Origin of the sequence: Microcystis sp. LSC13-02 (assembly GCA_002282935.1) — a bacterium.
Taxonomy (GTDB): Bacteria; Cyanobacteriota; Cyanobacteriia; order Cyanobacteriales; family Microcystaceae; genus Microcystis.
The window spans coordinates 18,943-29,934 of sequence record MTBT01000016.1 but is presented as its reverse complement, the minus strand read 5'-3'; the positions used below and the strand labels follow the sequence as shown (position 1 = coordinate 29,934).

The 10,992-nt window shown below is 41.3% G+C and carries 12 protein-coding genes; 3 read left to right on the top strand and 9 right to left on the bottom strand.

From position 1 onward, the window contains the following. Positions 1-130 precede the first annotated feature (130 nt). Positions 131-1,156 (top strand): ABC transporter permease, encoded by a 1,026-nt coding sequence (locus BGL89_RS01225; protein ID WP_286823829.1) that lies wholly within the window; start codon positions 131-133, stop codon positions 1,154-1,156. A 160-nt stretch (positions 1,157-1,316) separates the two neighbouring features. Here BGL89_RS01225 and BGL89_RS01220 read toward each other — a convergent pair whose 3' ends face one another. Continuing rightward, positions 1,317-2,234 (bottom strand): glycosyltransferase family 2 protein, encoded by a 918-nt coding sequence (locus tag BGL89_RS01220; RefSeq protein WP_286823827.1) that lies wholly within the window; start codon positions 2,232-2,234, stop codon positions 1,317-1,319. Between the two features lie 264 nt (positions 2,235-2,498). On the opposite strand from BGL89_RS01220, the gene trpA reads away from it, so the two are divergent. Then, on the top strand, positions 2,499-3,293 hold the full coding sequence (gene trpA / locus BGL89_RS01215; RefSeq protein ID WP_286823825.1) for a tryptophan synthase subunit alpha: 795 nt from the start codon (positions 2,499-2,501) through the stop codon (positions 3,291-3,293). Positions 3,294-3,624: 331 nt separating this feature from the next. On the opposite strand, the gene BGL89_RS01210 is transcribed toward trpA, so the two are convergent. The 8 genes from BGL89_RS01210 to BGL89_RS01175 all read right to left on the bottom strand — a co-directional run bounded on the left by BGL89_RS01210 (position 3,625) and on the right by BGL89_RS01175 (position 9,599). Further along, complete coding sequence (locus tag BGL89_RS01210) at positions 3,625-3,867, bottom strand: hypothetical protein (protein WP_002749544.1); 243 nt, start codon at positions 3,865-3,867, stop codon at positions 3,625-3,627. A gap of 343 nt (positions 3,868-4,210) precedes the next feature. Then, a complete protein-coding gene (locus BGL89_RS01205) occupies positions 4,211-4,606 on the bottom strand; it encodes a type II toxin-antitoxin system VapC family toxin (RefSeq protein WP_286823820.1) in 396 nt (131 codons plus the stop codon). Beyond that, complete coding sequence (locus BGL89_RS01200; protein ID WP_286823819.1) at positions 4,603-4,935, bottom strand: hypothetical protein; 333 nt, start codon at positions 4,933-4,935, stop codon at positions 4,603-4,605. The genes BGL89_RS01205 and BGL89_RS01200 overlap by 4 nt, the downstream gene beginning before the upstream one ends. Before the next feature lie 340 nt (positions 4,936-5,275). After that, positions 5,276-5,677: a hypothetical protein gene (locus BGL89_RS01195; protein ID WP_286823818.1), complete on the bottom strand. Its 402-nt coding sequence runs from the start codon at positions 5,675-5,677 to the stop codon at positions 5,276-5,278. Between the two features lie 14 nt (positions 5,678-5,691). Beyond that, the gene (locus tag BGL89_RS01190; RefSeq protein ID WP_286823817.1) at positions 5,692-6,468 is read right to left on the bottom strand and encodes a pre-toxin TG domain-containing protein; all 777 of its coding nucleotides are present in this window, start codon (positions 6,466-6,468) and stop codon (positions 5,692-5,694) included. Then, positions 6,465-7,589 (bottom strand): hypothetical protein, encoded by a 1,125-nt coding sequence (locus BGL89_RS01185; RefSeq protein ID WP_286823816.1) that lies wholly within the window; start codon positions 7,587-7,589, stop codon positions 6,465-6,467. Before BGL89_RS01185 ends, BGL89_RS01190 begins: the two co-directional genes overlap by 4 nt. Next, positions 7,579-8,217 carry a DUF6789 family protein gene (locus BGL89_RS01180; RefSeq protein WP_286823815.1) on the bottom strand — a complete coding sequence of 213 codons (639 nt, stop codon included), beginning with the start codon at positions 8,215-8,217 and terminating at the stop codon, positions 7,579-7,581. Before BGL89_RS01180 ends, BGL89_RS01185 begins: the two co-directional genes overlap by 11 nt. A gap of 176 nt (positions 8,218-8,393) precedes the next feature. Continuing rightward, on the bottom strand, positions 8,394-9,599 hold the full coding sequence (locus BGL89_RS01175; protein ID WP_286823814.1) for a hypothetical protein: 1,206 nt from the start codon (positions 9,597-9,599) through the stop codon (positions 8,394-8,396). A 362-nt stretch (positions 9,600-9,961) separates the two neighbouring features. Here BGL89_RS01175 and BGL89_RS01170 point away from each other — a divergent pair, with 362 nt between their 5' ends. Then, complete coding sequence (locus BGL89_RS01170) at positions 9,962-10,561, top strand: peroxiredoxin (RefSeq protein ID WP_286823813.1); 600 nt, start codon at positions 9,962-9,964, stop codon at positions 10,559-10,561. Positions 10,562-10,992: the final 431 nt, after the last annotated feature.

The window sequence follows — 10,992 nt, the reverse complement described above, 5'->3', positions numbered from 1 at the left end:
GTGCGGATAACTTAGTTTACTTGTACTAAATATTTCCCTCAATTTAATTTTTTATTCAGTACCTCTCGATCGCCTGGTCGATTTTGGGGTATGGTTCCTTGAGAATCTATCTTCTGAAAGGAAAGCCCTCATGTCTCGCCGCGCTGCTTTACAATCCTATCTACTGGTGCGTTTACTCCTAGCTCCCTTGATGTTATGGACGATCGTGACGGTGGTTTTTCTGCTGATGCGTGTTGCCCCCGGTGATCCCACGGATGCGATTTTAGGCAACCGCGCCCCTGAAAGTGCCAAAAATGCCCTAAGAGAACAATTAGGACTGAATAAACCCCTATTTTTCCAGTACCTAGACTATATTTTCCACCTAATGCGTCTCAATTTAGGAGACTCTTTAACCAGTAAGGGGGTGACGGTATGGGAGATTATCGCTAAACATTTTCCAGCGACGGTGGAACTAACTTTTTATGGAATGCTAATTGCGGTGATAGTGGGGGTCGGATTGGGAATTATCACCGCTTCCCGTCCGAATACCCCCTTAGATGCTGGGGGACGTTTATTTGGACTGATAACCTATTCCTTGCCGATTTTTTGGGTGGGAATGCTCTTACAGCTAATTTTTGCGGTACAGTTGCGCTGGTTTCCCTTGGGGACTCGTTTTCCTTTGAGTGAAACTCCACCCCAGACAATTACGGGTTTATATACCTTTGATAGTCTGATGACTCTACAACTAGATAAGTTGCCTACAGCTTTGTATTATCTAGCCTTACCTAGTTTTACTCTCGGCATTCTTTTGAGTGGGATTTTTGAACGGATGGTGCGAGTTAATCTGAAACAAACTTTGCAAGCGGACTATGTGGATGCGGCAAAAGCGAGAGGAATACCAGAAAAAACGATTATGATCGCCCATGCGCTGAAAAATGCCCTAATTCCCGTAATTACTGTCTTAGGATTAACTTTTGCGGCTCTTTTAGGGGGTGCAGTCTTGACGGAAGTTACTTTTTCTTGGCCAGGTTTGGGAAATCAGTTATATCGGGCGATTTCTCTGCGGGATTACCCAACAGTGCAGGGATTAATGGCTTTTTTGGCGACAATAGTGGTTTTTGCCAGTATTTTGATCGATCTAATCAATGCTTGCATTGATCCTCGCATCCGTTATTAATCAGGGAGAGGGGTTGGGGGAGAAGGGAGTCAGTCCCGATGCCAAATTAGGTTATACTCCATCTTTATGAGAAAGGCTGTAATAAAAAAATGGATCAGGATTGCTTTTTATCTCTAGGTTGTTGTTAGGTGATTGCTGACTGATTAATAATGGTTGAATGTTAATCGGCTTTTCCTTTTAGGGAGACGAAATCGTCCCTATGGGAATTACTATTGTCACCATTTTGCGGGGGATGAAAACGATTTCTAACTTCGGGGGGGGTGGGTAAACCCTGTTTCATTTCTGCTACTTTTAAGAGGATCAAATACTCATAAAAAGCTTGTAGAGTACACCAAGCAAAACCAGCTTTACCATCGAGAATTCCTGCCAAGATAAAATACATATAAAACCAACGAAGCAAGGGACGAAAAGGCAATCGTAGAGATAAATCTTTTAAAGCTCTCCGTCTTTCGACTTCGGTTTTACCAAAAAATAATTTTTTCCAACTAACACCACCGTTAGCCAACTGATGTAGGGTTTCTGCCGCTTCATCGGTAGAATAACGATTATGTTTTTCAATCCAACGACTTAAACCTTTACTACAGGTATAGTGGGGATAGGTTTCTTTTAAAAAAGAGGTTTTTCCCAGACATTCTTCTCTTTCCGTGTGACCATAATCGCTAAACCAGACTTGATCTTTTCTAAATAGACGCATTTGATAACGGGGATACTGGGTGCTGCGACGGATCCAAGTTCCCATAAACATAACTCTTTCGGCCACATAAAAACCAGTAAAATCTTTCTGTTGAGTGGCGCTCAGACATTCTGCGTAGAGTTGGGGTGTCATCCTTTCATCTGCTTCGAGAATATAAACCCAATCGTATTTAGTCTCGATATTTTCTAACATCCAAGTTCTTTGTTTACCATGGCTCTCGAATTGATGCTGAATCACGCGCACTGGATAACGAGAAGCAATCTCTACTGTGCGATCGCTACTGTAGGAGTCAACCACAATCACATCATCGGACAGAAGTGCCGATTCCACACAGGCGGCAATATCAATTTCTTCGTTATGAGTGAGAATGTAAATGGAAAACATAGATATAATATAGTGTTTGATTATACGAAACCCGATCGGGCAGTAGTCCTATTTTGTACCGGAAAAAGCGGAATAAAAACCCCTATCATACCAGAAATTTTCTTAAAACTGCCAGACTGAGCCTATTCTAACCTCGATCGCCTTTTTGTCAATATTTCTTAAGTATTACTTGAAAAATTCTTTACCTGAGCTTGCGGCGACCGGCAGTGAGCTATTCCCTACCATGAGATAATAGACAGTGCTTTATGTCTTCAGTAATTTTCGATGACTGCTGTTTCCGAGTGTTTTCGTTCTCTCCGTTCCCAGGGGAATTGTGCCTTAATTCCCTTTATTACTGCTGGTGATCCCGATTTATCTACTACTGCCCAAGCTTTACGCATTTTAGACCGGGCAGGGGCCGATCTGATCGAGTTGGGGGTTCCCTATTCCGATCCTCTTGCGGATGGTCCGGTTATTCAAGCGGCAGCCACGCGCGCTTTAAATCGGGGTGTCAAGTTGGAAGATGTGCTAGAAATCGTCAAAAATGCTCAGGGAGAGGTGAAAGCTCCCATTATTCTCTTTACTTACTATAATCCTATCTATCATCGCGGGATAGATGTCTTTTTAGACCAAATAAAAGCAGCCGGGGTGAGTGGTTTGGTGGTTCCTGATTTACCCCTAGAGGAAGCGGAAAGTCTGCTGCAACCGGCTGCCGCTAAGGGAATTGAAGTGATTTTATTGGTAGCGCCTACCAGTCCCCCGGAACGAATACAAGCGATCGCCAGGCAATCCCAAGGTTTTATTTATCTGGTGAGTGTCACGGGAGTGACGGGAATGCGGAACCAAGTGGCCACCAGAGTGGAGGAATTGCTCGATTCTATCCGTTCTGTCACCGATAAACCCGTGGGGGTAGGATTTGGCATTTCTGACGCGACACAGGCACTACAGGTGAAAAACTGGGGTGCTGATGCGGTAATTGTGGGCAGTGCCATGGTTAAACGTCTGGCTGATAATTCCCCCAGCGATGGGTTAAAATCCCTCGAAGAATTCTGTCGTAGTTTAAAACAGGCGATTCAGTAAAATAATCCGTAGGTTGGGTTAAACGAAGTGCAACCCAACACATAACATGAAGAATAATAGGGGGATGATGTTGGGTTTCCGTTGTCAACCCCACCTTGCAAGATAGGCGTACTTGCTACGCAGTGCCTTCGGCATCGCACTTGATACCTTAATAGCTAGGGTTTGCTGAATAATGGTAAAACCCTTTTAAAATAAAGCTTTTGACCTGTTAAAGTCCGATGTTAGTGCAAGAAAATAGGAAAACAAGGGCAACAAAGCCTGAAACTCCTGACTCCTGACTCCTGACTCCTGACTCCTACCACCACCGAAAAACTTTTTCAGCAGACCCTAGCTAAGTTGCTTGTTTGCCAAATTCAGGAACAACCAGATTGACTTCCTTCGAGTTGTAACCAAATGCTTCTACCTGAGACTTGATAAGATCAAGAGCATCATAATAAGCAAGGCTTTGTCCTTTATAAAAAGAAGAGTCCTCTCCTTTTATATCAGCTTCGTTAATTTTTGCGAGGGATTCATTGTACTTCTCTTTAAGAAGAAGTGCATGATCTTTGATAAAGTTAACAGATTCTGTGTTCATAGTCTTCTCTCCCTGAGGATGCCTTCTAGTATAGTCTTTTGCTCGATCTGTCGATTTATGTCACTTTGCCATATACGGGGAAGAGCTTTTTGCCGTCTAATATCAAGATTATCAAAATCAGGTATGAATTTTTGGGGATATTCAATCTTATTTTGATGTTCAGAAATTTCCTTGTTTATGTTTGGAAGCCCTCGTTATAGCAGGATTTTGTATCAAATGGCTATTCTCTCGTTTAAGAGATTGCCGAAAAGTCCTTAACCCAAACTCAGGTTAATTATTTTATTGTGAATAAGCAAGATGCTCACACTCCTGGGTCTCAAACTTATTTCAAACGACTATATTTCTATTCTGAACCTAAAGACTTAATTGTAGGATAAGCCAAAATTGCTCGATCTTCAGTTATCATAATTAAATCATATTGTAAAGCTTGAGAAATTAAAAGCCGGTCAAATGGATCGCCGTGAAGTGAGGGAAGATTAATCAATTGAGCAATGCTATTTTCATCAACGACAAGACTTTTAATTAAGTGTTCCCTTCTTTGCTCGGGCAGATAAATTTCAGGAGAATGAGGAAAAGAAATTTTCCCCAATTGGTATTTAATGACACATTCCCAGATAGAGACAACGCTCAAAAATCTTTGATTTTTAGGATTTCTGATCTCCTGGCGAAATTTAACTGACAAACGCTCATCGTCATCAATCAGCCAGAGAAAAATATGAGTATCTAACAAGAGCTTCATTGGGGTTCAAACAAATCTAAAATCTCATCTGGTAAGGGATCGTTAAAATCATCAGGAACGACAAATTCACCTTTAGCTAGTCCAATAGGTAGCAATTTATTTTGCTGGCGATAAGACTCAACTATCCTGTCAATTTCTTCATTTGTTATCGGAGTTTCTATTTCGATAGGACTGTTTTGATTTTCTAAAGATTCAACCAACTGCCACACTGAATTAAGCTGTGTGCTAGATAATTTGTCTAACTTTTCATGTAAGCAGGCGCGAAGATTACCTACAGCATTGTGCAAGCTTTCTTTTTGAGAAGAATTGTCTGTTATTTTAGTATTCATGTATTTACTCTTTATCATAACTCAACTAAACTGTATATCAAATAAGTTACAGTTATAAGATGAATGCTTGAGATCCTCCTATAATTATATTATAGCAAGCTCCTTCAAAGGACGCTTACTTGGATGCTGAAAACCTACAACAGTCTCTAATGTTTGTGCTAGAGTGTCCATAAAATCTCCATACTATCCATTACTTTCAAGCTTAACATCAAAGTTGGAAAAGTGCGATCGCCGACTTGTAGGGTGCATTGATGTTTTGAAGCGACGATTTTGTATTATTGAGTTTTCGGGAAGTTTTGGGGGGAGTGTTGGGTTTCCTTGCGTCAACCCAACCTACTAACTAATTCCACAGAAAAAGTTTAGGATCAGATGTTTTATATGAGCCTAGCACTTCGCTTGGTAGCAGGTTCCCTTTACCTAGTACATCGACCGAAGATCCATCTTGAATAATGATCTTGAATTGAGGCTGATCATTAACTAGGATTGCTGCCTCTAAATCGATTACCTGACCATCTTCTGTTAAGATAGCCAAAAAGTCGGGATAGGGCAAGTACAGTTTCTCTTCATCGTTTAGTTGGAAGGTTAATTTTCCACCCCATTTCCCTGTCGCATCTAATTCTAATATCTGCCATTGACTATCTTTATAAGTTTTTCCAAGATAATCTGCAATTAGAGCTACTCTATCCTCAAGACGTTCTTCGGAAGCTTGGCTCAAAGTAATTGCCCATAAACTGGTTTTCATTGATCAATCCTCCCTTACAGTGGTTCTGGTTTTTTACTTCGACTTGGAGTGCCTCCTGTAGGATTAGGCAACCATCGATGCTGATGCGGCGGCGGAAGATGGTCAGGTCGAGGCGCACCATTTGGATAAGTTGGACTGGTAAAGTCAATGTCTCTCACGGGCTGCCCTTTGCCATCAAATTCCCGCCCCTGATAAACTCGTTGGTTAATATTATCCCATCTTAAGAGGGTATGCGCTCCTTGTGCCTGGGGATCAGGCTTTGCTTCACCCAGTCGAGGTGGTTCCTCTCCCTTGTAGACAGGAGTTCCATCTTTATACCGCGAATGTACACCCTTAGCAGCATCACCCACTTCATCAACAGCTTTAGCCGCTTCCCCCATTTTACCAGCAGCCTTAGCAGTATCACCAATTTCTTCACCCACTTTAGCCGCATCACTAACTTTGTTAACAGCCTTAGCAATATCGCTAACATCATCAACAGCCTTAGCAGCAGTTCTAGCTCCCTTACCACCCGGTACAAGATTCAATGCTCTTTGCCACCAAGCCAACTTGTCACCAGTCAAAATATCTCTACCTGTAATTGCCTCAAGTAAGCCTTTCCAATAGCCAATAGGGGAAAAATCAAGCAATAAACTCAACAAAAGAGCAATTAAAGCAGCCGCGAGAGCCGCTAACTTGGATTGCTGATAACAATCTTGAAGTCCACTACAGTTATGAGCCATTGCTGGCTCTGAATAAAAGAGCAGAAATCCAAAACAAAATAATGCAATAATAGAGCTTTTTTTGATCATGGATTCCTCTCTTCCAATACTTTTTGTTTTGGGTTAGGCATCAGTAAAGCAAAAATCATAATTCCAACCATTGTAGAGATAACGATTGATATAAAAGAATCACCTCTCCACATTAGTTCGATAATCATTGAAGCCAAAAAATAACTCAACCATGTCGCAGCAATTAGACGCAATAAAATAGGACAACGACAAACTATATTTGCCCATCCCATTAACTTTTTCGGCGTGCTATCTCGAAGTAACATCACTCCAGTGATAGATAATCCTAGAATGATTGCCTCAAACCAGTTAGATAACATTCCTGAAAGCATGGCAGTAGAACAAATAGCTTTGATAAATACTCCAATTACAGGAGGTAGAGAATTATTAGGCATCTTCCTACTGAGGAGAACCTCTCGAAGTTTTTCCCCTCGCTCTTTTACTTGGGAATCCGATGAACTTTTGAACTCCAAGAAAATTCTCACAGCACCTAATATTCCTGCCAATAAAGCTAACATTTGCCCATTGTATTGAAGAGGCTGAATTGCCTCTACTGGTGGTGTAATGCCTTGCCATGTATATACCGGACGAATCAATATCGGTACTGCCTGTGTCCAGACAAATACAAGGGTACTTTGTATTACTGCTTGGAGTAATCCCTCAGTAACTAAGCCAATTGTTCCTAAAGTCTTGAGACGAGGAACTGTTTGCAAACGCAACCCTTGACTTGTTAGGGGTATTGATATTAAGAGAATCGATAAAAGAGCATAAGAGAGTAGCAGAGGAATCTGAACGACAAAAAAAGTCTGAAATATATTGCCTATTTTTGGGTGTTGAAACAGAAAAAAATCACCGAAGGCATAACCTACAAGAAGATAGCTTCCAAGTCCAGTTCCAAAACTGCTGATTGTTATCAAAAGTGCCATCACACCAATCGAAAAGGTAAAAGTTTGCCCTGGAGCAAAATGAAACCAACCTATTAGTAAACCTAACACCAATGATACAACAGGAGCATAAGCGGCAACTTTTGACCAGTGTGTCAGATAAATTCCATCAGCTAGAATAACAGAAAGAAATCCAGAAACTCTACTAGCTGCTACAGGTAAATCACGCCACCAAAAATTAATTAACTTAGTTTCCATAACTTCCCCCAATATTAATTTTTAAGAACCTATTGCAGAATAAACCTAAAACAGATCCATATACCAAATGTCCAGAAATTGAAACAATAGTAAATTCTTGCATCACCGCTTGTAAGTGAAGCCAAGATGGATAAATACTGAACATAGCAATTTCAAGGCACATTGCCCAGGCAATGCCCCACTTCCAGTTTCGATTACCAAATAAAAAACAGTAGGCTACTGCAAATAATATTCCATTGAGTAGATGATATAAAATCCCCCAGATTAAGACAGCAGCTCCAGAAGAATTAGCACCTAGAATTAGCTGTCCAAAGACAGGAATTGCCTTAAATGGATTGAGGGGAATATTAAACAATTTGACAATTAATAGTCTTGATAGGTCATAAGCACCTGTAGCAATAACACCAGCGGACATACCAGTTATAGTTTTAGCTCGAATGATCTTACGTTCAGTACGCGATGAACGTAGCCATTTTGAAACAGCTAAAAACCCGGAAAAAGCTCCTAAGTAAATAAGTATCGTTGCCAGAGATGCGTTAGTTATAACTGAAACCACTAAAGCTGCACCACTAGCCATTGAAGCGGCTCCAAGAACAAATTGTGGTTTTAAGTGTATTTGCTGGTTCATTGATACAACTTTGGTAAACGTTCAGTCCAGTAGGGTGAATTAGCAAAGTGTAATCCACTAACCAGCATTATAAGACAATAGCCATCGATGATTCAATAGGTTGTGCTGGGAATTAGTTCGGTAATACAAGATCGGCGATCACACTAATTCGTCAGAGCAGAGGTTAAGAGCAGAGGTTATAAAGAACGATCACCATATAAAGCCTCCAAAAGTTCCGATTGAGAAATATACCTATAACCGTCCCTTAAATTAGGTGAATATCCATATTGTTTTGAGACATCAGGTGAATAATAAAAATCATAGGATATACCCCAACTATCATGGCAAATCCCCCAATATAATTCATATTCAGGTATGGCAACCATACTAACGAAAGTACCTGGTCCAAGATATTCAAGACGCATATCATAATTTTGAGACTTATCGGTATTATCAAGGGGATTGGAATAAACCATCCAAGGGTTTTGTGTTGAACATTGAATCCACACTTTTCGTCTTTCTCGATATTCTTGCTGTCCTTGCTCTTTTCTTAGTAATCTTTTCTGAATTTCATATATTGTCCTTGGAGAACCTTCTAGATTATCCCTTTTGAATACTCTAATACTATCAATCCATTCCTCCGCATAAAAATTTATCCCTTGTCGTGTAAATTCACCTTTATATAATAGTCTAGGAAGTCCAAGCTTAGCTTTGGCTTGTTTTTCTAATTCGAGTAAACCTTGTTCACGTTCTGGCGAAGGATTGAATAGGCAGCTATTACCATTGTTCGGTTTCCAAATTTTGTGATACTCTCGCCATCCCAACTTTTTATAAGTGTCCACATCCCATGTTATATGCAATCCACTAAAATCACCTTTACCTATAAATTTACCTATAGACGTAAAGAAATAGGAATCCGTCGCATTGGAACCATAGGCATCGGGTGTTCCGGCTGCTGGTCCATGGGTGATTAATCTACCATTCTCATCGTAAGTACATTGCTGACCTGGCCTTAATGGGTATAAATCCTTCCTTCCTTCTGGTCGATATTCCTCAGAGGCAGCAGAACGATAAAAACCTTTAGCTCCCGGATGATAAGACATTTCAAGTTGACGCTCGGCTGCATTTGATGGGGTCAATGGATAGGATTTCGCGTTAATCTTCCTTTGTTGAATAATCTCGTCTTCAGTACAAGGACAGGCAAAAAGTTTATCTTGCCAACCCGGATAATCTTCTTGTAGTCTGCGTACTACTTCTTCGGGTTGCAAATCTATAGGTTCTTTTTTGGCGATTTGATTGGATATAATGACACTCACAGTTGTGACCACTGGTACTCCTACCAATAAAAGTAGGATTAGTTTCGAAGCATGGCTAACTAAAAAGCTTTTAAGATAACTGAACATTACCAAAATCCTCAATTTTCATAGGTTCGTTACTGCAAGCTAACGGCTGAATTGATCGGCAGGAGATCGCCTCTAATGGTCAATTCAAACCCAAAATATCACATCTGTCCGCTCCAATGATGTGTTACCTATTATCACTCCGTCAGGCGATCGCATAAATCCTTGACCAGCATGGTGTGTTGTTTCCGTACACAGCTTTTATTTATTCTCCCCCGCAACGCGCACGAAGTGGTCTCCCAACTTCCCACCCCAACACCCAACCAACGGTCAACTACTCAAAATCGTTATGACTATGATATATTTGTTAAGGAATGTAAAAATAGTTGCATTTTCCCAGAAACTAGATTAAGGAGATTAAGAGTATGACCGCCGAAGGTTGCTTAAGAGTCGGACAAGCAGCGCCGGATTTCAGCGCCACCGCCGTTTTCGATCAAGAGTTCAAAACCATCAAATTGTCGGATTATCGGGGTAAATACGTCGTTTTATTCTTCTATCCCCTCGATTTTACCTTTGTTTGCCCCACGGAAATTACCGCTTTCAGCGATCGAGTTAGCGAATTTGGCAGTATCAACACCGAGATTTTAGGGGTGTCCGTCGATAGCGAATTTGCTCACCTAGCATGGATTCAAACCGAGAGAAAATCTGGTGGTGTCGGTGATGTGGCCTATCCGTTGGTGTCGGATCTAAAAAAAGAAATCAGCACCGCTTACAATGTTCTTGACCCAGATGCGGGGGTGTCCCTGCGCGGTCTCTTTATCATCGATAAAGAAGGTGTTATCCAACACGCTACTATTAATAATCTTTCTTTCGGTCGCAGTGTCGATGAAACCCTCCGCACTCTGAAAGCGATTCAATACGTCCAATCCCACCCGGATGAAGTTTGTCCCGCCGGTTGGCAAGAAGGGGATGCTACCATGGTTCCCGACCCTGTGAAGTCGAAAGTTTACTTCGCAGCAGTTTAGTTAAAGGTCGTCAGCAGTCCCTCAGCTATAGATGCAAGGAGACTTTTAAGGGGGGTGAAATAATTCACCCCTCATTTTAATCGGAAAATTTTCTGGAAAATTTGCCCTATTAGCCATGATCTCATTCCAATAGAGCGATCGCTAAAGATAGAGATATGTGTCACCCGAATATTCGTCTTGATCGCTATCAAAGCAGTCCTCTACCAATCAGGTGGTGTTTGCACCTCTCAATAATTGTCACCTAACCGCTCAAAATTGTCTTTATTCCTGGGATTTTTTCGGCCACTGCTGACGGCGATAACTGCTATACTGCCCATGAACATTGACTAGATAGGGAACTAGTTGACATCCTCGCCGCCGTAAAACGGACGGCGATTCCTCACCACGCCACTTTTTTAGGGTGGTCGCTGAATGGGGTTGACGCTTCACCG

Coding starts and splice junctions, on each gene's coding strand:
- BGL89_RS01170 (WP_286823813.1), top strand. CDS start 9,962: ATGACCGCCGAAGGTTGCTTAAGAGTCGGACAAGCAGCGCCGGATTTC.
- trpA (WP_286823825.1), top strand. CDS start 2,499: ATGACTGCTGTTTCCGAGTGTTTTCGTTCTCTCCGTTCCCAGGGGAAT.
- BGL89_RS01175 (WP_286823814.1), bottom strand. CDS start 9,599: ATGTTCAGTTATCTTAAAAGCTTTTTAGTTAGCCATGCTTCGAAACTA.
- BGL89_RS01200 (WP_286823819.1), bottom strand. CDS start 4,935: ATGAATACTAAAATAACAGACAATTCTTCTCAAAAAGAAAGCTTGCAC.
- BGL89_RS01220 (WP_286823827.1), bottom strand. CDS start 2,234: ATGTTTTCCATTTACATTCTCACTCATAACGAAGAAATTGATATTGCC.
- BGL89_RS01190 (WP_286823817.1), bottom strand. CDS start 6,468: ATGATCAAAAAAAGCTCTATTATTGCATTATTTTGTTTTGGATTTCTG.
- BGL89_RS01195 (WP_286823818.1), bottom strand. CDS start 5,677: ATGAAAACCAGTTTATGGGCAATTACTTTGAGCCAAGCTTCCGAAGAA.
- BGL89_RS01180 (WP_286823815.1), bottom strand. CDS start 8,217: ATGAACCAGCAAATACACTTAAAACCACAATTTGTTCTTGGAGCCGCT.
- BGL89_RS01225 (WP_286823829.1), top strand. CDS start 131: ATGTCTCGCCGCGCTGCTTTACAATCCTATCTACTGGTGCGTTTACTC.
- BGL89_RS01185 (WP_286823816.1), bottom strand. CDS start 7,589: ATGGAAACTAAGTTAATTAATTTTTGGTGGCGTGATTTACCTGTAGCA.
- BGL89_RS01210 (WP_002749544.1), bottom strand. CDS start 3,867: ATGAACACAGAATCTGTTAACTTTATCAAAGATCATGCACTTCTTCTT.
- BGL89_RS01205 (WP_286823820.1), bottom strand. CDS start 4,606: ATGAAGCTCTTGTTAGATACTCATATTTTTCTCTGGCTGATTGATGAC.